Source organism: Bradyrhizobium sp. SSBR45G, assembly GCF_030159255.1.
GTDB lineage: Bacteria > Pseudomonadota > Alphaproteobacteria > Rhizobiales > Xanthobacteraceae > Bradyrhizobium.
The window spans coordinates 107,594-130,266 of sequence record NZ_BSCT01000020.1 but is presented as its reverse complement, the minus strand read 5'-3'; the positions used below and the strand labels follow the sequence as shown (position 1 = coordinate 130,266).

Here is a 22,673-nt window from a genome sequence, read left to right as displayed (position 1 = left end):
GGCATAGGCGGGTTGGATGTTCTATTGGTTGATCGAGCTGACGAATACGTTTCCGAGCCTGTCGATGTTCCGCGGGCTGCTCAACGTGTTTCGCTACATCACGTTCCGGACCGGCGGCGCCGTGGTCACCGGCGCGCTGTTCGTGTTCCTGTTCGGACCGTGGATCATTGATCATCTGCGGCTGCGCCAGGGCAAGGGCCAGCCGATCCGCACCGACGGCCCGCAATCGCATATCATCAGCAAGAAGGGCACGCCCACGATGGGCGGCCTGATGATCCTGTCCGGGCTCGTCGTCTCCACTGTGCTGTGGGCCAATCCGCTCAACCCCTATGTCTGGATCGTGCTCGCGGTCACGCTCGGCTTCGGCTTCGTCGGCTTCTACGACGATTATCTGAAGGTGACCAAGCAGTCGCATTCGGGCTTCGCCGGCCGCGCACGTCTGCTGATCGAGGCGGCGATCGCGCTGGTCGCCTGCTACGCGCTGGTTCGCCTCGGGCGCGATCCGTCCTCGACGGGGCTGGCCATTCCCTTTTTCAAGGACCTCATCTTCAAGTTCGGCTGGATGTACGTCATCTTTGGCGCCTTCGTCATCGTCGGCGCCGGCAATGCCGTCAATCTGACCGACGGCCTCGATGGCCTCGCGATCGTGCCGGTCATGATCGCCTCTGCAAGCTTCGGCCTGATCGCCTATCTCGCCGGCAATGCCGTGTTCTCCGACTATCTGCAGATTCATTATGTCGCGGGCACCGGTGAACTCGCCGTGCTGTGCGGCGCGGTGCTCGGCGCGGGCTTGGGCTTCCTCTGGTTCAACGCGCCGCCGGCCTCGATCTTCATGGGCGACACCGGCTCGCTGGCGCTCGGCGGCATGCTCGGCTCGATCGCGGTCGCTGTGAAGCACGAGATCGTGCTGGCGGTGATCGGCGGCCTGTTCGTGCTGGAGGCGGTGTCGGTGATCGTCCAGGTCGCCTCGTTCAAGCTGACCGGCAAGCGCATCTTCAGGATGGCGCCGATTCATCACCATTTCGAGCAGCTCGGCTGGACCGAGCCGCAGATCGTGATCCGCTTCTGGATCATCTCGGTGATGCTGGCGCTGGTCGGTCTTTCGACGCTGAAGCTGCGCTGACATGATCCCCGTCACCTCATTCGCCGGCAAGACGGTCGCCGTGTTCGGACTCGGCGGCTCGGGGCTGGCCTCGTGTCACGCGCTGCGCGCCGGTGGCGCGGAGGTCGTCGCGGGCGATGACGGCGCCGACCGCCTCGCGGAGGCCGCCAAGGCCGGCTTCATCACCGCCGATCTGCGCACGGCGTCCTGGGCCAACTTCGCGGCGCTGGTGCTGGCGCCGGGCGTGCCGCTGACCCACCCCGTGCCGCATTGGAGCGTGCTCAAGGCGCGCGAGGCTGGCGTCGAGGTCATCGGCGACATCGAGCTTTTCTGCCGCGAGCGCCGGCGCCACGCGCCGGATGCGCCCTTCGTCGCCATCACCGGCACCAACGGCAAATCGACCACGACAGCGCTGATCGCGCATCTGATGCGGGTCGCCGGCTACGACACCCAGATGGGCGGCAATATCGGCACCGCGATCCTGTCGCTGGAGCCGCCGCGCATGGGCCGCGTCCATGTCATCGAGATGTCGTCCTACCAGATCGATCTCACACCGTCGCTCGATCCGAGCGTCGGCATTCTGATCAATGTCAGCGAGGACCACATCGATCGCCACGGCACGATCGAGAACTACGCGGCCGTGAAGGAGCGCCTCGTGGCCGGCGTCAAGCCCGCGGGGACCGCGATCGTCGGCGTCGATGACGGGTTTTCGCGCGCGACGGCCGACCGGCTGGACCAGGCCGGCAAGCGCGTGGTGCGCATTTCCGTCAAGAACCCGCTGGCGGACGGTCTCTATGTCGAGCACGAGACGATCGTGCGCAGTTCGGGCGGCGCGCGCAGCGAGATCGCGCGGCTCGGCGGCATTGGCTCGCTGCGCGGCCAGCACAATGCCCAGAACGCCGCCTGCGCCGCCGCGACAGCGCTCGCGATCGGCGTCAGAGAAGACGTTCTGCAGCAGGGGCTGCGCAGCTTCCCGGGGCTCGCGCATCGCATGGAGCAGGTCGGCCGCCGCGCCAACGTGCTGTTCGTCAACGACTCCAAGGGCACCAATGCGGACGCGACTGCGCATGCGCTGTCGTCCTTCGCCGACATCTTCTGGATCGCCGGCGGCAAGCCGAAGGCGGGCGGCATCACCAGTCTGACCGGCTTCTTCCCGCGCATCCGCAAGGCCTATCTGATCGGCGAGGCGGCCGCGGAGTTTGCCGGCACGCTCGGCGACAAGGTGCCGCATGCGATGTCCGGCACGCTGGAGGTTGCGGTGGCCCAGGCCGCCGCCGATGCGGAGGCCTCCGGGCTGAAGGAGGCGGTCGTGCTGTTGTCGCCCGCCTGCGCCTCGTTCGACCAGTTCCGCAACTTCGAAATCCGCGGCACGCGCTTCCGCGAGTTGGTCCAGGCGCTGCCGGGGGTGGAGCGGGTGGTGTAACAAACGCTCGTAGCTGGCCCGAAGTCCGCGATTGTGCTAGAATGACAACATGGAAAGTCAGGCGGAACTGCTCGTTTCCAAAGACCTGCTGTCCGATCTCGAACGGCGCTTCTTTTGGTGGGAGCCGGTGGGATCACATCCCCGTTCGCCTGAGCGGATTCTCGCGCAAGCAATGAGCTTTGCCGGCTTCGACGAGATCGTTAAACTCGAAACGGAGCTGGGTCCCGACGTGCTCGCCGATGTCATGGTCAGCGCGCAGCCGGGCTGGATCGACGCCCGCTCATGGGAGTTTTGGCGTGGCCGCCTGATGCGCGCGACCGGGCGGGCCATTCCTCCAGAGGCGCCGGCGAGGTCGTTCGATGTCGGCGCCGTTTGAGCCGCATATCGGGGTATTACCCGCCGCTCAGAAGCAGCTCTGGCCTCAACTGGCTCCGGCTCGGGAGCAAGGCTTCGTCCTCTACGGGGGAACGGCTGTCGCTCTGCACCTCGGTCACAGAACGTCGGTCGATTTCGACTTCTTCAATGCTGCGCCTCTGAACAAGGCGAAAATTTCATCGGCCTTTGGGTTCATTCAGAATGCGCGACCTCTCCAAGAGGACATCAACTCCCTCGTTGTCGACGCCGTTGCGCCGGCCGGTCACGTGAAAGTCTCCTTCTTCGGCGGTCTGGCCTTGGGGCGGATCAATGATCCCTTACCAACGAGGGACGGGGTCCTCCTCGTTGCCTCGCTTGAGGATCTTCTTGCCACCAAATTGAAAGCGATCCTCGATCGCGCCGAAGCGAAGGATTATCGAGACATCGCTGCGATGTTGCTCGCAGGCGTATCCCTGGAGCGATCTCTCGGCGGCTTTGCGAAGATGTTCAAGAGCGATGCAGCCCTGCCACTGAAGGCACTAGGCTTCTTCAAGGATGGTGACCTGCCTTCCCTCTCACAAGGCGATCGTGACGTCTTGTGTCGGGCCCGGGATGGGGTGAGCAAGATCGGCCAAGTGATGCTGCACACTGGCTTGTTGCCCAAGTCACATGGGTCGGTTGGCTCGCGGCCGTGATTGCCCTAAGGCCAGCAATTCTCTTAACCCTTCGATAACCATCCTGGGCGCCAATGGGCTGATTCCTTAAGGCCTCAGGTGGACGCCCGATGCTCTCCCGTGAAGAACGCAATCCGCTGTCCGACTGGTGGTGGACGGTCGACAAGCCGCTGCTCGGCTCCATCCTCGCCCTGATGCTGTGCGGGGTGATCCTGTCGCTGGCGGCCAGCCCGCCGGTGGCGACGCGGATCGGACTCGATCCCTTTCACTTCTTCAACCGCCACGTCCTGTTCCTGCTGCCCTCCTTCATCGTGCTGATCGGGGTCTCCTTCCTGTCGCCGCGCCAGATCCGGCGCAGTGCGCTGGTGGTGTTCGCGATCGCCATCGTGCTGATCGTGCTGACACTGGCGATCGGCCCGGAGGTCAAAGGCTCGCGCCGCTGGATCACGCTGATCGGGGTCAACATCCAGGCCTCGGAAGCGGCCAAGCCGGCCTTCGTCGTGGTTGCGGCCTGGCTGTTCTCCGAATCCGCGCGCCGGCCCGACATGCCGGCGACCACGATGGCGCTGACGTTGCTCCTGATGCTCGTCTCGCTTCTGATCATGGAGCCGGATTTCGGCCAGACCATGCTGATCCTGATGGTCTGGGGCTCGCTGTTCTTCATCGCCGGCATGCGCATGATCTGGGTGGCGGGCCTCGCGGGTGCTGCAGCCGCCGGCCTGTTCGGTGCCTATCTGCTGGTTCCGCACGTCGCCGGCCGTATCAAGCGCTTCATGAATCCGGCGTCGGGCGACACCTTCCAGGTCGACACCGCGATGGAGGCGTTCTCCAACGGCGGCTGGTTCGGCCTCGGGCCGGGCGAGGGCATCGCCAAGCGCAGCCTGCCGGACAGCCACACCGACTTCGTGTTCGCGGTCGCCGCGGAAGAGTTCGGCATCATCCTCTGTCTGGCACTGGTCACGCTGTTCGCCTTCATCGTGATCCGCACCCTGTCGCGCGCCTATGCGACCGAGGACGGGTTCGCGCGCTTCGCGGCCTCGGGCCTCGCGATCCTGTTCGGCATCCAGGCGGCCATCAATATCTCGGTCAATCTGCAGCTGATCCCGGCCAAGGGCATGACCTTGCCGTTCGTCTCCTATGGCGGTTCGTCGATCGTGTCGCTCGCCTATGGCGTCGGCATGATGCTGGCGTTGACGCGGCAGCGGCCGCGCATGGAGGTCGAGGCAACCGACGCCGCCGGCGCCATGCGCAACTACGCGTAGCGTCGCACAATTCCCGATCCTCGGACGCCCGCTCGCAATGCCGACATATTGCCTGTAAACATCAGCGCATGACCTCATCTGCGCCCCTCATCCTTCTGGCCGCCGGCGGCACCGGCGGCCATCTGTTTCCGGCCGAAGCGCTCGGCGTCGAGCTGATCAAGCGCGGCTATCGCGTCCGTCTCGTCACCGACGCCCGCGCGCTGCGCTACAGCGGCCTGTTCACCAAGGACATGATCGACGTGGTGCCGAGCGAGACGGTGCGCAGCCGATCGCCGGTGGCGCTCGCGCGCACCGCGCTGCTGCTCGGGACCGGCACCGTGGCTGCGTTCAATTTGATGCGGCGGCTGAAGCCCGCGGCCGTGATCGGCTTCGGCGGCTATCCGACCGTGCCGCCGCTTCTGGCGGCGCGGCTTGCCGGCGTGCCCAGCCTGATCCATGACGCCAATGCCGTGCTCGGCCGCGCCAATCGTTTCCTGTCGTCGCATGTGAAGGCGATCGCGACCTCGCTGCCCGGCGTGCTCGACCGCGATCCCGCGCTGTCGGCCAAGACCACCACGGTCGGCACGCCGATGCGTCCCGCCATTCTCGAAGCCGCGGCCGTTCCCTATGTCGCGCCGGAGACTGCCGGCCCGCTGCGGCTGCTCGTGGTGGGCGGCAGCCAGGGCGCGCGCGTCATGAGCGACATCGTGCCCGGCGCGATCGAGCGGCTGGAGCCCGCTTTGTGGAGCCGGCTGGTGCTGACCCAGCAGGTTCGCCAGGAGGACATGGCGCGGGTGCGCGCGATCTATGACCGGCTCAAGATCAACGCCGAGCTGCAGCCGTTCTTCACCGACCTGCCGGCGCGGCTCGCGGCCAATCATCTCGTGATCTCGCGCTCCGGCGCCGGCACCGTGGCCGAACTGGCCGCGATCGGCCGGCCTTCGATCCTGGTGCCGCTGCCCGGTGCCATCGATCAGGACCAGTTCGCCAATGCCGGCGTGCTGTCGGAGGCCAACGCGGCGATCCGGATCGTGCAAAGCGAATTCACCTCCGCCCGGCTGGCGTCCGAGATTTCTGCGTTCGCCGCCGAGCCGTCCCGGCTCGCTGCCATGGCCGAGGCCGCGCGCGCCGCCGGCCGGCTCGATGCCGCCGAGCGGCTGGCCGATCTCGTGATCAGGACGGCGGGGCTCTGATCGGCCGGGCGCGATGACCCCATGACGAATTGGAGCACCGAGGCCCGCGCTATCGCGGTGGACGATCACCCGATGCGGCTGCGCGACCATCCGTCCTTCGTGCCCGTATTCGTCGGATTCTGCGACCAGCTGATTGCGCCGCTGCGCGGCCAGCGTCTGATGATCAAGCTGTTCGGCCAGCGCGCCCCGACGGAAATCGTTGCGCATATCGTGATGATGCATATGTCGGCGCGCCAGCCGGTCGAGCGGCCGACCCTGACACGTCTGCAGCTGCGGCTGCCGGGGCCGCGGCAGATGGCGGCCTTCGTCGCGGTGCTGCGCGGGCTGTCGCTGGTGACCGTCGAGCGCGATCCCGAAGATGGCCGGATTCGCTATCTCGTGCCGGGGCCCGTCATCCTCGAGGGTCTACGAGGCTGGCTTGCTCTGCATCTGGATTGTCATGCCCGATTGACCGAGGCCGACGGATTGGGCTTCCGGCTGCGGAATGACCAGCGCTTCTACGTTGAGTCGATCCGGCAATGCGCGACCTGGCTCTGTCGCGACAACCGGCCGCTGACGGGATTTCCGGATCTGGCCTGGACCGACGAGCATGATAGCGGCATCCATCTGGCGCTGACGCTTGTCGCCCGCTCCGCCGCCGGGCGCCACGCCGTCGACGTGTCCACGGCGGAGCTTGCGACGTCGCTGGGCGTCTCGCGGTCCCACATCCGCAATCTGCTGACGGCAATGGAGGAGCGCGGACTGCTGCGCTTCGACGACGGACGCCGGCGCCTGACGCTGGTGCCGGATTTCGTGGCGTCGGTGGAGGCCTGGTGCTGCCATCAGGTGACCTGGCTCGCGGCCGCAGCCGCGCGTGCTGATCGCGCGCTGCGGCCGACGTGATGAGTCAGATCATCGTGACCCGCCCGGAGCCGATGTCATAGATACCGCCGACGATCTTGACCTTGCCGTCGGCAACCATGCGGCCGATGATCGGCTTGGCGCTCGACAGGCGCCGGACGTTGCTACGTACGTTCTCTGCCGTCGCTTCGGCCAGCAGATCCTGAGGCTTCTTTGCGATCGCCGCCTCGACGCCGGGTTTGAGCGCATTGATCAATGCGGGGAGGTGACCCGGCAGCTTGGTGCCGTCCTTCAGCACCTTGATCGTGGCATCGATGGCGCCGCAGCCGCTGTGGCCGAGCACCAGCACGAGCGGCGTGCCGAGGAACTTGACGCCATATTCGAGGCTGGCGAGTCCATCGTCGTTGACGAAATTGCCGGCGACGCGGACCACGAACAGCTCTCCGGGCGCCTGATCGAACACCAGCTCCGGCGCGACCCGGGCATCGGCGCAGCTGACGATCGCGGCGATCGGGTACTGGGCCGCAGCGCGCGCCGCTCGGCCGGCAGAGAAATCCTTGTTGTCGAGGTTGCCGGAGACGTAGCGCGCGTTGCCTTCGACGATGCGCTTCATCGCGTCATCCGGGGAGATCGCGTTGGGCGGCGTCGCGATATCGCCTGTCGGCTTGGCGCCCTTGGCGTCCTTGGCCACGGCCGGAAGCGCGCCGAGCACCGCGGCAGCCAGCACAGCGCCGCCGCCGAGCAGCCGACGGCGGGACAATGAGCGGGATTGCGTTTCACACAGCGAGCACATTGGCCAATTTCTCCATTAAAGGTTGTATTATTTGCGTTCAGCACGCCAATCGCAACTATTCATGCCACGCGAACTGACGCAGCAAGCGCGCAAAAATTGCAGGTATCCTGTTGAGACGGACCGGCGTGAGATCGCGCTTAACGATGTCTGAAGGTCGCGCTCGCATGGGAAAGGGGGCTTGCCACCGGCCGGCGACCATGCCGCAAAAATGGCCAAAATCGGGCGGGAGCCTGCGAATTTGGCGAGATTGACCGCCCCGGCGGACTTGTCCAGCTGGGTCATGTCTTGCAAGAAGGGCAGATGATTCGCGGTTGCGTCCCTCCCGTGGGGCGCCGGAACCCTTGAGACGAGACGCCCCATGAGACTGCCGCGCGAGATCGGACCCATCCACTTCGTCGGGATCGGCGGCATCGGCATGAGCGGCATCGCCGAGGTGCTGTGCAATCTCGGCTACACGGTGCAGGGCTCCGACGCCTCCGACAACGCCAATGTCGCGCGGCTGCGCGAGAAGGGCATCACCGTCAGCGTCGGCCACAAGGCCGAGAACGTGGCGGGTGCGGACGTCGTCGTGGTCTCGACCGCGATCAAGCGCGACAATCCCGAACTGATGGCGGCGCGCGCCCAGCGCATCCCCGTGGTGCGCCGGGCCGAGATGCTGGCCGAGCTGATGCGGCTGAAGAGCTGCGTCGCCATTGCCGGCACCCATGGCAAGACCACGACGACCTCGATGGTGGCGGCGCTGCTCGACGCCGGCGGGCTCGATCCGACCGTCATCAATGGCGGCATCATCAATGCCTATGGCACCAATGCGCGGCTCGGCGGCGGCGAGTGGATGGTGGTCGAGGCCGACGAGAGCGACGGCACCTTCCTGAAGCTGCCGGCGGACGTCGCGATCGTCACCAATGTCGATCCCGAGCATCTCGATCACTTCAAGACCTTCGACGCCGTGCAGGACGCCTTCCGCGCCTTCGTCGAGAACGTGCCGTTCTACGGCTTTGCCGTAATGTGCATCGATCATCCGGTGGTTCAGGCGCTGGTCGGCAAGATCGAGGATCGCCGCATCATCACCTACGGCGTCAACCCGCAGGCCGATGTCCGCCTCGTCGATCTGACGCCGATGGGCGGCGGCTCCAGCTTCAAGGTCGTGTTCCGCGACCGCAAGAGCGGCGCGACGCACGAGATTGCCGACATCGCGCTGCCGATGCCCGGCCGGCACAACGCCTCGAATGCAACGGCCGCGATTGCCGTGGCGCGCGAGCTCGGCCTGTCCGACGAGGCGATCCGCAAGGCGATCGCGAGCTTCGGCGGCGTCAAGCGTCGCTTCACCCGCACCGGCGAGTGGAACGGCGTCACAGTCATCGACGATTACGGTCATCACCCCGTGGAGATCGCGGCGGTGCTGAAGGCGGCGCGCGAATCCACCAACGGCAAGGTCGTCGCCGTGGTCCAGCCGCATCGCTACACCCGCCTGCAGTCGCTGTTCGAGGAGTTCTGCACCTGCTTCAACGATGCCGATGCGGTCATCGTCGCCGACGTCTATCCGGCCGGCGAGGCGCCGATCGAGGGCATCGACCGCGATCATTTCGTGCTTGGCCTGCGCGCCCACGGCCATCGCAACGTGGTGCCGCTGCCGAAGGCCGCCGACCTCGCCGGTATCGTCAAGGATCTCGCCAAGCCCGGTGACCTCGTCGTGTGCCTCGGCGCCGGCAACATCACGCAATGGGCTTATGCACTGCCGAACGAGCTCAAGGCGCTGGGGTAGGGCGGTGAGCTTCCCCGACATCACGTCCGATCTCAAAGCCGCGATGCCGGAGTTGCGCGGGCGGCTGCTCGCCAATGAGAGCCTCGCGCCGCTCACCTGGTTTCGCGTCGGCGGACCGGCGCAGGTGCTGTTCACGCCCGCGGATGCCGATGACCTCGCCTACTTTCTGAAGCACCTTCCGCTTGAGCTGCCGATCCATGTCATCGGCGTCGGCTCGAACATGATCGTGCGCGACGGCGGCGTGTCGGGCGTGGTGATCCGGCTGGCACCGCGTGCCTTCGGCGAGGCCAAGGCAGAAGGTGACATCGTCACCGCCGGCACCGCCGCGCTCGACAAGCGCGTCGCCGAGGTCGCGGCCGCCGCGAACCTTGCGGGCCTCGAGTTCCTGTTCGGCATCCCCGGCACCATCGGCGGCGCATTGCGCATGAATGCCGGCGCCAATGGCGGCGAGACCAAGGACATCCTGATCGAGGCGACCGCGATCGACCGCCAGGGCGAGACGCATCACTTCACCAATGCCGACATGAAGTTCACCTATCGCGCGAGCGGCGCCGATCCCGCGCTGATCTTCACCGGGGCGCGCTTTCGAGGGATGCCGTCCGCGCCGGAGGCGATCCGGGCGCGCATGGCCGAGGTGCAGGCGCATCGCGAGACCGCCCAGCCGATCCGCGAGAAGACCGGCGGCTCGACCTTCAAGAATCCGCCGGGGCATTCCGCCTGGAAGCTCGTCGATGCCGCCGGCTGCCGCGGTCTCAAAATCGGCGGCGCTCAGGTCTCCGAGATGCACTGCAACTTCCTGATCAACACCGGCAGCGCCACCGCCGAGGACATCGAGACGCTCGGCGAGACCGTGCGCGAGCGGGTCAAGGCAAATTCGGGCATCGAGCTGCAGTGGGAAATCAAGCGCATTGGAATCAAGGCGAGCGAATCGGCGCGCCTGCTCAAGTGACGTCGGCGCCGTCGCGACCGCATTCGTGAGATCAACCGAGAAGACATTGATGCGCACTACGATTCTGTTTGGCGGCTCCAACAAGGAGCGCCTCGTTTCAGTCGCGACCGCCAAGGCGTTGCATGCGGCGCTGCCCGAGGCGGAGCTGTGGTTCTGGGAGGCCGACGACACCGTGCATCAGGCGAGCGGCAAGGCGCTGGTCGCCCATGCCAAGCCGTTCGAGGAGCCGTTCACCGCCGATGGCACTGGGATCGGGACTCTCGCCGAGGCGCTCGATCTTGCCAGGGCCGAGGACCGGGTTCTGGTGCTCGGACTGCATGGCGGCCGGGCGGAGAACGGCGAGCTGCAACTGATGTGCGAGCTTCGCGGCGTCCCCTTCACCGGATCCGGCTCGGCGGCCTCGCACCTCGCCTTCGACAAGGTGGCGGCCAAGCGTTTCGCCGTGCTCGGCGGCGTGACCGCGGCTGAGGGCGTCGCGCTGGATGATGCCGAAGCTGCGCTCGCGCGCTACGGCCGGCTGATCGCCAAGCCGGTCAAGGACGGCTCCAGCTTCGGCCTGATCTTCGTCAACGCCAGCCAGGACCTCGTCGCCGTCAAGGCGGCCGCCGCCACCGAGGCGTATCTGATCGAGCCCTTCGTCACGGGGACGGAGGCGACCTGCGGCGTGCTCGAACAGGCCGATGGCTCGCTGATCGCGCTGCCGCCGATCGAGATCCTGCCCGCCGATGGCGCCTTCAACTATTTCGCGAAGTACCTCGCCACAGCGACGAAGGAGATCTGTCCGGGACGCTTCAGTCCGGAGGTGACGGCAGCGCTGCAGGCCGAGGCGATCAAGGCGCATCGCGCGCTGTCCTGCGGCGGCTATTCGCGCACCGACTTCATCGTCTCCGCCGATGGCCCGGTCTATCTCGAGACCAATACCCTGCCGGGGCTGACCGCGGCCTCGCTGTACCCGAAGGCGCTCGCGGCGCAGGGCATCGCCTTCGTCGATTTCCTGCAGCAGCAGATCGCCTTGGTCGAACGTCGCATCGGCAGATAAAGTGTTCGGTAGACGCCCCGCAGGAACCCGGCCCGGCGTCCTCCGGTGGTTCCTGTAACCTGTAAAATGCTTAAGAATTCCGGGCAAGGTCCTCATAAATCGGAGAAAAAAATCGTCTCTCCGGACCTATTTTACTTTTTGTTTACCAGGACGTCCGAAGGTTAACGCTGGCGCCTCAGTGGTGCTCGGCTGCCGGGTCGAGCTGTCGTGACGAACCGCATCGCGATCGTCACCAACGTCCGGCCGGCCGGGACTGTGGGCGTGGGTCCGCGAGTATTGCGGGCGTAACAGTTGATGAGCTCGTGCAATGGATGGTGCAGGACGCCTCGCTCGATCGCAGAGGCCTCAAGCTGACCTGAAAGCCGCTGCCCTTGGCGCGGCAATCCTGCTGCGCGAGCATGTGTCAGCCCATCTTCCGCGATTCCGATCGGTGCGCGGCGCTGGCAAGCGGTCGAGGGCTGGACGCACGACCCGAACTGATCGCGGCCACATGACGGCTCCGCTCGCGCCGATGGTCGAGCGCGAGGCGCCGCCGCGCCTCGTCGAATTTGTCGAGCGCTATCTGCCGCGCCGTCTCGGCACCCTCGCGACAGTGGCGCTGCTGTTCGGCAGCGTCTGGTTCGGCATCGTCAAGGGCGGCCACGCCCAGGACGTCATTGCAGCCCTGTCGGACACGCGCAACGCCCTGGCCAATGCGGCAGGCTTCCGCATCACGGCGGTGGCGATCAATGGCCGCAAGCAGTTGACCCAGGACGAGATCCTCGCGATCGGCGGCGTCACTGGCCGCTCCTCGCTGCTGTTCCTCGATGCGTCAGCGGTCCGCGACAGGCTCAAGGCCAATCCCTGGATCGCGGAAGCCACCGTCCAGAAGTTCTTTCCCAGCCAGCTGCAGATCGACATCGTCGAGCGCAAGGCGTTCGCGCTGTGGCAGCAGGACGGCCGCCTCTCGGTGATCGCCGATGACGGCGCCGTGCTCGAACAATATGTGTCGCGACCGTTCCTGACCTTGCCGCTCGTGGTCGGCAAGGGCGCCGAGAGCCGGGCGCGCGACTTCCTGGCGCTGCTCGCCCGCTATCCGCAGGTGCGCGCCGTGACCAAGGCCGCCGTGTTCGTCGGCGAACGGCGCTGGAACCTGCGCACCAAGGACGGGCTCGACATCCGCCTTCCGGAGAACGACGTCGGCAATGCGCTGGCGACATTAAGCCAGCTCGACCAGGACGACAGGCTGTTCTCCCGCGACATCGTCGCGATCGACATGCGGCTGTCGGACCGGCTGACGGTGCAACTGTCGGAGGACGCGGCGAAGGCACGCGAGGAACTGTTCAAGGACAAGAAGTCCAAGAAGAAGGCCGGTGACGCATGACCGGCTTCGATCGCCAGACTCCGAAGACGCGCCCGATGGGCCAGAAGCGCACCGCGCTGGTGGCGTCGCTCGACGTCGGCACCAGCAAGATCGCCTGCATGATCGCGCGTCTCAGGCCGGCGCCGCCGAGCGATGCTCTGCGCGGCCGCACCCATGCGGTCGAGCTGATCGGCTACAGCCAGATCCAGTCGCGCGGCGTCAAGGCCGGCGCCGTCGTCGATCCGGTTGAATGCGAGCAGGCCGTGCGGCAGGCGGTCGCGCTGGCCGAGCGCATGGCCAAGGTGCGGGTCGAGTCCGTGCTGCTGCCGGTCGCCGGCGGCCGCGTGATGGGCCATCTGATCGAGGCGACCTCGGACATTCGCGGCGGCGCCGTGACGCAGGCTGATGTCAGCCGCGTGACATCGACGGGCATGCACCATGCGACCGGCGAAGGCCGGGCCGTGCTGCATGCCCTGCCGGTCGGCTACACGCTCGACGGCGTGAAGGGCATTCGTGATCCCCGCGGCATGCTGGCGCGGCAGTTCGGCGTCGACATGAACGTGGTCACGACCGACGCCACCGTGGCCAAGAACCTGATGCTCGTGGTCGAGCGCTGCCATCTCAACGTCGAGGCGATGGCGGCGAGCCCGTATGTTGCCGGGTTGTCGGTGCTGACCGACGACGAGGCCGATCTCGGCGCCGCCGTGGTCGAGATGGGGGCGGGCACCACGACGATCGCGGTCTATTCCGGTGGCCGCTTCGTACATGCCTCCGGATTTGCGCTCGGCGGGCATCACGTGACCATGGATCTTGCGCGCGGACTATCAGCGTGCATTGCAGATGCCGAGCGAATCAAGACGTTATATGGCACGGTGCTGACTGGCGGGTCCGACGCGCGTGAGTTGATGTCTGTTCCGACGGCCGGTGACAACGAGCGGGATGTTCCGCAGATCGTGTCCCGCGCCACCATCGCGAACATCGTCAGGCACCGCGCAGAGGAGATTTTTGAAATGGTCCGCGACCGGCTGAAGGATTCGCCCTTTGCGGCAGAACCCAAGGCGCGCGTCGTCCTCAGCGGAGGCGCCTCCCAGCTGACGGGTCTGGTCGAGCTCGCGACGCGGATCCTCGACCGCCCTGTGCGTGTCGGCCGTCCGCTCGGCTTCGGCCGCCTTCCGAACGAGGCCAAGAACGCGGCCTTCGCAGTCCCGACCGGGCTGCTGGTCTATCCGCAATACGCCCACCTCGAACATGTCGAACCGCGGCATACGCGGCAGGTCGGGACAGGAACCGACGGCTATTTCGGAAAGGTCGGACGATGGCTACGCGAGGGCTTCTGATGACCGAGTTCCGCACCCTGCGAATTTCACCAACACCACCCACGGCCGGCGGCCGGGGCGAACCCACGCGCGCGTGATCGAGAGGCAATCATGGCACTCACTATTACACCTCCTGATATCCACGAGCTGAAGCCCCGGATCACCGTGTTCGGCGTCGGCGGCGCGGGCGGCAACGCCGTGAACAACATGATCACGGCCGGTCTGCAGGGCGTGGACTTCGTCGTCGCCAACACCGACGCGCAGGCGCTGACCATGTCGAAGGCGCAGCGCATCATCCAGATGGGCACGCAGGTGACCCAGGGCCTCGGCGCCGGCTCGCAGCCGGACGTCGGTGCCGCCGCCGCGCAGGAGGTGATCGACGAGATCCGCGATCACCTCTCCGGCGCGAACATGGTGTTCGTCACCGCCGGCATGGGCGGCGGCACGGGCACGGGGGCGGCTCCGGTCATCGCCAAGACCGCGCGCGAGATGAACATCCTGACGGTGGGTGTCGTCACCAAGCCGTTCCACTTCGAGGGCGCGCGCCGCATGCGCACCGCGGAGTCGGGGATCTCCGAGCTGCACAAGGTCGTCGACACGCTGCTGATCATCCCGAACCAGAACCTGTTCCGGGTTGCCAACGAGAAGACCACCTTCGCCGACGCCTTCGCGATGGCCGACCAGGTGCTTTATTCCGGCGTGGCCTGCATCACCGACCTGATGGTCAAGGAAGGTCTCATCAATCTCGACTTCGCCGACGTCCGCGCCGTCATGCGTGAGATGGGCAAGGCGATGATGGGCACCGGCGAAGCCTCGGGCGAGAAGCGCGCGCTGACCGCGGCGGAAGCTGCGATCGCCAACCCGCTGATCGACGACTCCTCGATGAAGGGCGCCCGCGGCCTCCTGATCTCGATCACCGGCGGCAAGGACCTGACGCTGTTCGAGGTCGACGAAGCCGCGACCCGCATCCGCGAGGAGGTCGACCAGGACGCCAACATCATCGTCGGCGCCACCTTCGACGAATCGCTCGACGGCCTGATCCGCGTCTCGGTCGTCGCCACCGGCATCGAGCAGGCGCAGTTCAATCGGAACGTCACGACGACTGCACAGCCGGCGGCGGCTGTCGCTCCGATTGCCGCCGCCCCGACCCCCGCTCATGCGGGTCTTCCTGAGAGCCGGCTTGCCGATCTGACCGCCCGGCTGCGCGCCGACAATCAGCGGCTGGCCGAACGCGCCGCCAAGCTCGAGCAGCAGGCCTCGCAGGCCCCGGCGGTTGCCGCCCCGGCGCCTGCGCCGGTCGCACCGGCGCCGCGTCCGGCTCCGAATCTCGAACGCGACACGCTGGCTGCGGTGGCCGCCGCAATGGCCAGTGAGCCTGCGCCGTCGGCCCCGGCGCCGGCAGCCTCCTATGGTGATGTGACGGTGCGGCCGATTGCGCAGAAGCCGTCGCTGTTCCCCGAGCCCGAGGCCCAGCGCGCTGCTCCGGTCGAACCGGCGGCGCCGCCGGAGACCTTCATCCCGCAGGCCGCGGAGCGGGTTCCGTCCCGCGCGCCGCGCATGCCGAAGTTCGAGGACCTGCCGATGCCGGCCCAGGCCGAGATCCGGCAGGCGAGGGGCGACGAGGGCGAGGAGCATCCGCAGAAGACCCGGATGTCGCTGCTGCAGCGTCTCGCCAATGTCGGTCTCGGCCGTCGCGATGAGGACAGCGAGCCGCCGATGTCGGGCAGGGCTGCCGCTCCGGCCATGCCGCAGATGCCGCCGCTGCCGGATCGCAAGCCGCAGCGCAACGTTGCGCAGCAGGTTGCGAGCCACGAATCGCCCGTCTCGGAATATGCCCGCCGTCCTGCTCCGCAGGGTTTGGATCCACATGGCCGCCCGGCGGCTGTGTCCCCGGCGCCACAGGGAGACGACCATTTGGATATCCCGGCCTTCCTGCGCCGGCAGGCAACCTGAGAATTGTTACAGCCCCAAGGGTGCGAAACAGGCCCGGCTCGCGAGAGTCGGGCCTTTTCGTTAGGCTTCTGAGACGCGTTGGCGTTCTTTCAACTAACTGATTTTAAATGATTAATTATTCTTTCGGTGCTTGGATGTGGCACCGGGAGAGTTAAGGCCGCGTTCCAGTTTGGTTAAGGGTTGGCGCGAATACGGCAGAGATGGGGTAACAATCCGTAAAGAAGCGTGAGTTGGCGCTCTTTAGGCCCCTGGCTAAGGTCTGTCGTGACTTGGGGATGCCTGAAAATGAGTCGGTTCGCGAGGGGCGGCCGATGGGGGTTCAGGCGGGGTCTTGGGCGATCGTCGATGAAATTCAGCCGGCAAACAACGCTTCGTTCGCAAGCCACCGTCAACGGTGTAGGCGTCCACTCTGGCGCACCAGTCACCCTGACCATCGGCCCTGCACCGATCGACGCCGGACTGGTTTTCGTTCGCACCGGGCTGGATGGCGCCGACCGTGAGGTCCAGGCGACGTTCGGATCGGTCATCGCCACCGAGCTTGCGACCGTCCTGGGTGACCGCAACGGACCGCTGGTCTCCACTGCCGAGCACGTTCTGGCCGCGCTGCGCGCCATGGGTATCGACAACGCCCTGATCGAAGTCGATGGCCCCGAAGTTCCGATCATGGATGGTAGCGCCGCCCCGTTCGTTGCTGCGATCGACCAGGCCGGCATCGTCAGCCAGTCCGCGCCCCGCCGCTACATCCAGGTGCTCAAGCCGGTCCAGGTCACGATGGGCGCCTCGATGGGCGAGCTGCGGCCGAACAGCTCGGGCTTCCGGGTCGAGGCCGAGATCGACTTCAGCAATCCCGTGATCGGCCGGCAGGCCTACCATTTCGAGCTCAATCCGGAGCGCTTCCGCCGCGAAATCTCGCGTGCCCGCACCTTCGGCTGCATGAGCGACGTGTCGCGGCTTTGGAGCGCCGGCTTCGCTTTGGGGTCCTCGTTCGACAACACGGTGGTGTTCGACGAGGATCGGCTGCTCAATCCGGAAGGTCTTCGCTACGCCGACGAATGCGTCCGCCACAAGGTGCTGGACGCGATCGGTGATCTGGCGCTGGCCGGCCTGCCCATGCTCGGCACCTATCGTTCGGTCCGCGGTGGCCACAAGCTGAACCATGCGGTTCTGACCGCTCTGATGGCCGACCGGACCGCGTGGCGGGTCGTCGAAGGTGAGACGGTGCGCCGTCCGCGCGTGGCTGCCGACGCCGTCGGCGGCATGGTCGGCGGCATGATCGCCCCGGCCTTCGGTCCGGACGTGTCCTGAGCTCGTTTGAACCTGAGTTCGTTTGAAGTTGAACCGACGGCGAATCGTCGGTCCATCAAGATCTGATGCAGGCCGAGTCCCGCAGGAAGCCGTCGCGTCTGACGGCTCGAGGGGCGACCGGCTCCGATATTTTTCATGAACGATCGTTTCCGAGCCTCCAAGCCCCGTCAGGGCATGCGCTCCTTTTGCAGGTTTTCCAACGGCTTCTGCAGCGGTAACCATGACGCAGGGGGCAGCCTCGGTGTCGCCTTAATCCGGGCGGATTGGCTGCCTATGCGGTTGGTTGACGACCTATTATCGGTTAGAGAGGCCGTGGCAGCGGGATACGCGTCACAGGCGCGGACTCTTCCTTCGCGGTCATGAGACGACGATCATGGTGCGCGGCGTAGATCAGATCACAGGCATCGGGTTTCAAAGAAGCATGTCGATACAGCGTCTCACGCGCGAACTCCGTCCCAACGCAATCTCGGCCGGTCGCCCTCTGCGGCTCGCCGCCTCGCTCGCTCTGCTGGCGCTTCCCTTGGCGGGCTGCGGCACCGGTGGCCTGTGGGACAAGTTCATGGCCAAGGACGACACCTTCGTCGATGAGCCCGCTGACAAGCTCTACAATGAGGGCTTGTTCCTGATGAACGAGAAGAAGGACGTCAAGGCCGCGACCAAGAAGTTCGAGGAGGTCGATCGCCAGCATCCTTATTCCGACTGGGCGCGCAAATCGCTGCTGATGTCGGCCTACGCCTCCTACCAGGCCGGTGATTATGACGGCTGCATCGGCGCGGCGACCCGTTACGTCACCCTGCATCCCGGCAGCCCGGACGCCGCCTATGCGCAGTACCTGATCGCCGCCTCGCATTACGATCAGATCCCCGACATCAGCCGTGACCAGGGCCGCACCGAGAAGGCGATCGCCGCCCTCGAAGAGGTGGTGCGCAAATATCCGACCTCCGAATACGCCACCAACGCCAAGGCCAAGATGGAGGGCGCCCGCGACCAGCTCGCTGGCAAGGAGATGGACGTCGGCCGCTACTACATGCAGAAGCGCGACTACACAGCGGCGATCAACCGCTTCAAGACGGTCGTGACGCAGTACCAGACCACCCGGCATGTCGAGGAGGCCCTGTTCCGGCTGACCGAGGCCTACATGACGATCGGCATCGTCGGCGAGGCGCAGACGGCGGCTGCGGTGCTCGGGCACAATTTCCCGGACAGCAAGTGGTACAAGGATGCCTATAACCTCGTGAAATCGGGGGGCGTCGAGCCTGAGGAGAACAAGGGCTCCTATATCTCGCGGGCGTTCAAGAAGCTCGGCCTGGGCTGAGGACTCCCAGAGTCGGCTGTCTGATCCGGCTTTGTTCTCAATTCTTGTTTTGTTCTCATTTTGCTGCTAAGGTCGAGTCGTTCGCTCAGGGGGCATCGTGCCCCCGTCACGAAGGACTTGAGCCTCCATGCTGGCGCGACTCTCGATCCGCGACATCGTTCTGATCGAACGACTCGATCTCGAGTTTTCTGATGGGCTTGCGGTGCTGACCGGCGAGACCGGCGCCGGCAAGTCGATCCTGCTCGATGCGTTTGCTCTGGCGCTGGGCGGCCGTGGCGACGCCAGCCTGGTGCGGCATGGCGCCGACCAGGGCCAGGTCACGGCCGTGTTCGAGATCGGCAAGGACCATCCGGCCGCCCGGATCCTCGCTGCGAACGGCCTGGACGCCGATGGCGAGATGATCCTGCGGCGCGTGCAGTATGGCGACGGCCGCACCCGGGCCTTCATCAACGACCAGTCGGTCAGCGTGCAGACGCTGAAGGCGATCGGCGCCACGCTGGTCGAGATCCATGGCCAGCACGATGAGCGCGCCCTGGTCGATGCCGCCACCCATCGCCGCCTGCTCGATGCCTTTGCCGGGCTGGAAAAGGACGTCGCGGCGGTCGAATCGCTGTGGGCGGCCCGCCGGGCCGCGGTCACGGCGCTGGACCAGCATCGCGCCGGCATGGAGCGCGCCGCCCGCGAGGCCGACTATCTGCGGCATGCCTCAGACGAATTGAAGAAGCTGGCGCCGAAGGAGGGCGAGGAGACGCAGCTGGCCGCCCGCCGCACCGCGATGATGCAGGGCGAGAAGATCGCCGGCGATCTGCGCGACGCCCAGGATGCGGTCAGCGGCAACCAGTCTCCGATCGCGGCGCTGGCGGCGGCCGTCCGCCGGCTGGAGCGGCGCGCGGTCAGCTCGCCGGCGCTGGTCGATCCGGCCGTCAAGGCGATGGATGCGGCGATCAATGCGCTGGAGGAGGCCGACCAGCATCTGACGGCGGCGCTGATCGCCACTGATTTCGATCCGCTGGAGCTGGAGCGCATCGAGGAGCGGCTGTTCGCGCTGCGGGCCGCGGCGCGCAAATATTCGACGCCGGTCGATGGCCTCGCGGCGCTGGCCGCCAAATATGCCGCCGATATCGTGCTGATCGATGCCGGCGCCGAGCAGCTCAAGAAGCTGGAGGCGGCGGCGGCCACAGCCGATGCGCGCTACGCGGCGGCGGCGGCCAAGCTGTCGGCGGCGCGCACCAAATCTGCGGAGAAGCTGAACCGGGCGGTGCATGCCGAGCTCGGCCCGCTCAAGCTCGAACGCGCCAAGTTCATGACCCAGGTCGACAGCGACGCCGAGGCGCCGGGACCGGAGGGCATCGACCGGGTCGAGTTCTGGGTGCAGACCAACCCGGGTACGCGGCCGGGTCCGATGATGAAGGTCGCCTCCGGCGGCGAGCTGTCGCGGTTCCTGCTGGCGCTCAAGGTCGTGCTGTCCGATCGCGGCTCGGCGCCCACGCTGGTGTTCGACGAGATCGACACCGGCGTCGGCGGTGCGGTGGCGGATGCCATCGGCGCCCGGCTGGCGCGGCTCGCGCATGGCGTCCAGGTGATGGCCGTGACCCATGCGCCGCAGGTCGCCGCACGGGCGGACCAGCATCTTCTGATCTCCAAGGATGCGCTCGACCGCGGCAAGCGCGTCGTCACCCGGGTCAACACGCTGGCCACCCTGCATCGCCGCGAGGAGATCGCCCGCATGCTGGCCGGCGCCGAGGTCACCGCTGAAGCCCGCGCCGCCGCCGACCGGCTGCTGGAGGCCGCCGCGGCATAAGTTGAGGGTCCAGGCCGAACGCTTTTGGCTCCGGCGCGCGCATTGTGTACACCGTCATTTCGGGGCGGCCTCCAGACCGCTCCCGGTTTGACGAGCAGACATTACGCAGCATGCCCAAGACAGCCAAACCCAAGAAGCCCGTCGACGTCGCCGATCTCACCAAGGCGCAGGCCAAAGTGGAATGGAAGCGGCTGGCCCTGGAGCTCGAGACGCACGACCGGCTCTACTACCAGGACGACGCGCCGAAGATTTCGGACGCCGACTACGATGAGCTGCGCCGCCGCTTCAACGCCATCGAGACGCGCTTTCCGGAGCTGGTCAGCAGCGAATCGCCCTCGCAGAAGGTGGGGGCCGCGCCGTCGGGCCGCTTCAGGAAGGTGCGGCACGCGGTGCCGATGTTGTCGCTCGACAATGCCTTTGCCGAGGAAGACGTGCGCGACTTCGCGGGCCGCATCGCGCGCTTCCTCAAGCTCGCCGATGATGAGCGGATCGACTTCTCCGCCGAGCCGAAGATCGACGGGCTCTCGATGTCGCTGCGCTACGAGGGCGGTGAGCTGGTCACCGCCGCGACGCGCGGCGACGGCACCGAGGGCGAGGACGTCACCGCCAATATCCGTACCCTGAAGGACGTGCCGCAGAAGCTGCACGGCCGCAACCTGCCCGATATTTGCGAGGTCCGCGGCGAGGTCTACATGACCAAGCAGGCGTTCCTCGCACTGAACGAGCGCCAGAAGGAAGCGGGCGACACCATCTTCGCCAATCCGCGCAACTCCGCGGCCGGCTCGCTGCGCCAGAAGGACCCGACGATCACGGCGTCGCGGCCGCTCGGCTTCTTCGCCTATGCCTGGGGCGAGATGAGTGGGATGCCGGCCGAGACGCAGAGCGGCATGATCAAATGGTTCGAGCACTGCGGCTTCACGACCAATCCGCTGACCCGGCTGTGCCACTCGGTCGAGGAGCTGATCGCGTTCCATCGTTCCATCGAGGAGCAGCGTTCCGAGCTCGACTACGACATCGACGGCGTCGTGTACAAGGTCGACCGCATCGACTGGCAGGAGCGGCTCGGCTTCGTGTCGCGCACGCCGCGCTGGGGCATCGCGCACAAATTCCCGGCCGAGCGCGCCATGACCGTGCTCAAGGACATCGAGATCCAGGTCGGCCGCACCGGCTCGTTCACCCCGGTCGGCAAGCTCGAGCCGGTCGGCGTCGGCGGCGTCATCGTGCAGAACGTCACGCTGCACAACGAAGACTACATCAAGGGCATCGGCAACAAGGGCGAGGTGCTGCGCGAGGGCCGCGACATCCGCGTCGGCGACACCGTCGTGATCCAGCGCGCGGGCGACGTGATCCCGCAGGTGGTCGACGTCCTCATCGACAAGCGGCCAGCTGACGCTGTGGAATTCCACTTTCCCAAGACCTGTCCTTGTCCGCTGCACACCGACGTCGTGCGCGAGGAGATCGCGACCGGCGAGGAGGGCTCGCGCGCACGCTGCACCGGCGAGTTCGCCTGCCCCTATCAGAGGATCGAGCATCTCAAGCTGTTCGCCTCGCGCCGCGCCTTCGACATCGACGGGCTCGGCGAGAAGCAGATCCAGTTCTTCTTCGATCAGGGCTGGGTCAAGGAGCCCGCGGACATCTTCACGCTGGCCGCGCGCAACCGCGAACTGAGGCTGGAAGAGGTCGAGGGCTATGGCGAGACCTCCGTCCGCAATCTCTTCAACGCCATCGATGCGCGGCGCGAGATCGCGCTGGAGCGCTTCATCTTTGCGCTCGGCATGCGCCACGTCGGCGAGACCACGGCCTTGGCGCTGGCGCGCGGCTACGGCTCCTGGGACGCGTTCCACGACGCCTGCCTGAAGGTCGCCAAGGGCGATGAGGAGGCGATCGCCGAGATGGACGCGCTCGACCAGATCGGCGACACCGTGATCAAGAGCATCGCGGCCTATTTCGGCGAGGACCACAACCTCGGCATCGTCGAGCGGCTGACGAAAGAGGTGAAGATCCAGGATGCCGAGAAGCCGAAGCGCAACTCGCCGATCGCCACCAAGACGGTGGTCTTCACCGGCACGCTGGAAAAGATGACGCGCGACGAGGCCAAGGCGACCGCCGAGCGGCTCGGCGCCAAAGTGTCGGGCTCGGTGTCGAAGAAGACCGACTACGTGGTTGCCGGCCCCGGCGCGGGCTCCAAGCTGAAGGATGCGCAGAAGCACGGCGTGCAGGTGCTGACCGAGGACGAATGGCTGCAGCTGATCGCGGAGTAGCAGGCCTGCG

18 protein-coding genes are annotated in these 22,673 nt (G+C 66.5%); 17 read left to right on the top strand and 1 reads right to left on the bottom strand.

The window, feature by feature from the left end; translation table 11 throughout:
• The first annotated feature begins 16 nt into the window (after positions 1-16).
• From mraY to QQL87_RS22240, 7 genes are all read left to right on the top strand, one after another.
• Positions 17-1,123: a phospho-N-acetylmuramoyl-pentapeptide-transferase gene (mraY, locus tag QQL87_RS22270; protein ID WP_284420811.1), complete on the top strand. Its 1,107-nt coding sequence runs from the start codon at positions 17-19 to the stop codon at positions 1,121-1,123.
• Position 1,124: 1 nt separating this feature from the next.
• Complete coding sequence (gene murD, locus QQL87_RS22265; RefSeq protein ID WP_284420809.1) at positions 1,125-2,525, top strand: UDP-N-acetylmuramoyl-L-alanine--D-glutamate ligase; 1,401 nt, start codon at positions 1,125-1,127, stop codon at positions 2,523-2,525.
• Between the two features lie 49 nt (positions 2,526-2,574).
• Positions 2,575-2,901 carry a hypothetical protein gene (locus QQL87_RS22260; RefSeq protein ID WP_284420807.1) on the top strand — a complete coding sequence of 109 codons (327 nt, stop codon included), beginning with the start codon at positions 2,575-2,577 and terminating at the stop codon, positions 2,899-2,901.
• Positions 2,885-3,574 (top strand): nucleotidyl transferase AbiEii/AbiGii toxin family protein, encoded by a 690-nt coding sequence (locus QQL87_RS22255; RefSeq protein ID WP_284420806.1) that lies wholly within the window; start codon positions 2,885-2,887, stop codon positions 3,572-3,574. The genes QQL87_RS22260 and QQL87_RS22255 overlap by 17 nt, the downstream gene beginning before the upstream one ends.
• Positions 3,575-3,663: 89 nt before the next feature.
• The gene (gene ftsW, locus QQL87_RS22250) at positions 3,664-4,815 is read left to right on the top strand and encodes a putative lipid II flippase FtsW (protein ID WP_284420805.1); all 1,152 of its coding nucleotides are present in this window, start codon (positions 3,664-3,666) and stop codon (positions 4,813-4,815) included.
• Positions 4,816-4,883: 68 nt separating this feature from the next.
• The gene (murG, locus tag QQL87_RS22245) at positions 4,884-5,987 is read left to right on the top strand and encodes an undecaprenyldiphospho-muramoylpentapeptide beta-N-acetylglucosaminyltransferase (RefSeq protein ID WP_284420804.1); all 1,104 of its coding nucleotides are present in this window, start codon (positions 4,884-4,886) and stop codon (positions 5,985-5,987) included.
• 21 nt (positions 5,988-6,008) lie between these two features.
• Positions 6,009-6,869, top strand: a complete 861-nt coding sequence (locus QQL87_RS22240) for a helix-turn-helix domain-containing protein (RefSeq protein WP_284420803.1) — start codon at positions 6,009-6,011, stop codon at positions 6,867-6,869.
• 4 nt (positions 6,870-6,873) lie between these two features.
• Here the strand turns inward: QQL87_RS22240 and QQL87_RS22235 are convergent, their stop codons facing one another.
• On the bottom strand, positions 6,874-7,620 hold the full coding sequence (locus tag QQL87_RS22235; protein ID WP_284420801.1) for a carbonic anhydrase: 747 nt from the start codon (positions 7,618-7,620) through the stop codon (positions 6,874-6,876).
• A 358-nt stretch (positions 7,621-7,978) separates the two neighbouring features.
• Here QQL87_RS22235 and murC point away from each other — a divergent pair, with 358 nt between their 5' ends.
• The 10 genes from murC to ligA all read left to right on the top strand — a co-directional run bounded on the left by murC (position 7,979) and on the right by ligA (position 22,663).
• Positions 7,979-9,382: a UDP-N-acetylmuramate--L-alanine ligase gene (murC, locus tag QQL87_RS22230; RefSeq protein ID WP_284420799.1), complete on the top strand. Its 1,404-nt coding sequence runs from the start codon at positions 7,979-7,981 to the stop codon at positions 9,380-9,382.
• A 4-nt stretch (positions 9,383-9,386) separates the two neighbouring features.
• Entirely contained in the window at positions 9,387-10,331 is a 945-nt protein-coding gene (gene murB, locus QQL87_RS22225; protein WP_284420798.1) for a UDP-N-acetylmuramate dehydrogenase, read from the top strand.
• A 49-nt stretch (positions 10,332-10,380) separates the two neighbouring features.
• The gene (locus QQL87_RS22220; RefSeq protein WP_284420796.1) at positions 10,381-11,370 is read left to right on the top strand and encodes a D-alanine--D-alanine ligase family protein; all 990 of its coding nucleotides are present in this window, start codon (positions 10,381-10,383) and stop codon (positions 11,368-11,370) included.
• A gap of 307 nt (positions 11,371-11,677) precedes the next feature.
• Positions 11,678-12,733, top strand: coding sequence for a cell division protein FtsQ/DivIB (locus tag QQL87_RS22215; RefSeq protein ID WP_284420795.1), 1,056 nt, complete (start codon positions 11,678-11,680; stop codon positions 12,731-12,733).
• On the top strand, positions 12,730-14,049 hold the full coding sequence (ftsA, locus tag QQL87_RS22210) for a cell division protein FtsA (protein WP_284420793.1): 1,320 nt from the start codon (positions 12,730-12,732) through the stop codon (positions 14,047-14,049). Before QQL87_RS22215 ends, ftsA begins: the two co-directional genes overlap by 4 nt.
• 90 nt (positions 14,050-14,139) lie before the next feature.
• Entirely contained in the window at positions 14,140-15,981 is a 1,842-nt protein-coding gene (gene ftsZ, locus QQL87_RS22205) for a cell division protein FtsZ (protein WP_284420792.1), read from the top strand.
• A 345-nt stretch (positions 15,982-16,326) separates the two neighbouring features.
• Positions 16,327-17,286, top strand: a complete 960-nt coding sequence (lpxC, locus tag QQL87_RS22200; protein WP_284420790.1) for a UDP-3-O-acyl-N-acetylglucosamine deacetylase — start codon at positions 16,327-16,329, stop codon at positions 17,284-17,286.
• Between the two features lie 421 nt (positions 17,287-17,707).
• On the top strand, positions 17,708-18,601 hold the full coding sequence (locus QQL87_RS22195) for an outer membrane protein assembly factor BamD (protein ID WP_284420789.1): 894 nt from the start codon (positions 17,708-17,710) through the stop codon (positions 18,599-18,601).
• A 127-nt stretch (positions 18,602-18,728) separates the two neighbouring features.
• Positions 18,729-20,402 (top strand): DNA repair protein RecN, encoded by a 1,674-nt coding sequence (gene recN / locus QQL87_RS22190; protein ID WP_284420788.1) that lies wholly within the window; start codon positions 18,729-18,731, stop codon positions 20,400-20,402.
• Between the two features lie 110 nt (positions 20,403-20,512).
• Entirely contained in the window at positions 20,513-22,663 is a 2,151-nt protein-coding gene (gene ligA, locus QQL87_RS22185) for an NAD-dependent DNA ligase LigA (RefSeq protein ID WP_284420787.1), read from the top strand.
• Positions 22,664-22,673: the final 10 nt, after the last annotated feature.

What these genes read in the sequence shown, in the direction of transcription:
- ligA (WP_284420787.1), top strand. Translation starts at nt 20,513, where the DNA reads ATGCCCAAGACAGCCAAACCCAAGAAGCCCGTCGACGTCGCCGATCTC.
- murG (WP_284420804.1), top strand. Translation starts at nt 4,884, where the DNA reads ATGACCTCATCTGCGCCCCTCATCCTTCTGGCCGCCGGCGGCACCGGC.
- QQL87_RS22240 (WP_284420803.1), top strand. Translation starts at nt 6,009, where the DNA reads ATGACGAATTGGAGCACCGAGGCCCGCGCTATCGCGGTGGACGATCAC.
- murD (WP_284420809.1), top strand. Translation starts at nt 1,125, where the DNA reads ATGATCCCCGTCACCTCATTCGCCGGCAAGACGGTCGCCGTGTTCGGA.
- QQL87_RS22235 (WP_284420801.1), bottom strand. Translation starts at nt 7,620, where the DNA reads ATGTGCTCGCTGTGTGAAACGCAATCCCGCTCATTGTCCCGCCGTCGG.
- recN (WP_284420788.1), top strand. Translation starts at nt 18,729, where the DNA reads ATGCTGGCGCGACTCTCGATCCGCGACATCGTTCTGATCGAACGACTC.
- QQL87_RS22215 (WP_284420795.1), top strand. Translation starts at nt 11,678, where the DNA reads ATGGATGGTGCAGGACGCCTCGCTCGATCGCAGAGGCCTCAAGCTGAC.
- ftsZ (WP_284420792.1), top strand. Translation starts at nt 14,140, where the DNA reads ATGGCACTCACTATTACACCTCCTGATATCCACGAGCTGAAGCCCCGG.
- QQL87_RS22220 (WP_284420796.1), top strand. Translation starts at nt 10,381, where the DNA reads ATGCGCACTACGATTCTGTTTGGCGGCTCCAACAAGGAGCGCCTCGTT.
- QQL87_RS22255 (WP_284420806.1), top strand. Translation starts at nt 2,885, where the DNA reads ATGTCGGCGCCGTTTGAGCCGCATATCGGGGTATTACCCGCCGCTCAG.
- lpxC (WP_284420790.1), top strand. Translation starts at nt 16,327, where the DNA reads ATGAAATTCAGCCGGCAAACAACGCTTCGTTCGCAAGCCACCGTCAAC.
- QQL87_RS22195 (WP_284420789.1), top strand. Translation starts at nt 17,708, where the DNA reads ATGTCGATACAGCGTCTCACGCGCGAACTCCGTCCCAACGCAATCTCG.
- mraY (WP_284420811.1), top strand. Translation starts at nt 17, where the DNA reads ATGTTCTATTGGTTGATCGAGCTGACGAATACGTTTCCGAGCCTGTCG.
- ftsA (WP_284420793.1), top strand. Translation starts at nt 12,730, where the DNA reads ATGACCGGCTTCGATCGCCAGACTCCGAAGACGCGCCCGATGGGCCAG.
- murC (WP_284420799.1), top strand. Translation starts at nt 7,979, where the DNA reads ATGAGACTGCCGCGCGAGATCGGACCCATCCACTTCGTCGGGATCGGC.
- QQL87_RS22260 (WP_284420807.1), top strand. Translation starts at nt 2,575, where the DNA reads ATGGAAAGTCAGGCGGAACTGCTCGTTTCCAAAGACCTGCTGTCCGAT.
- ftsW (WP_284420805.1), top strand. Translation starts at nt 3,664, where the DNA reads ATGCTCTCCCGTGAAGAACGCAATCCGCTGTCCGACTGGTGGTGGACG.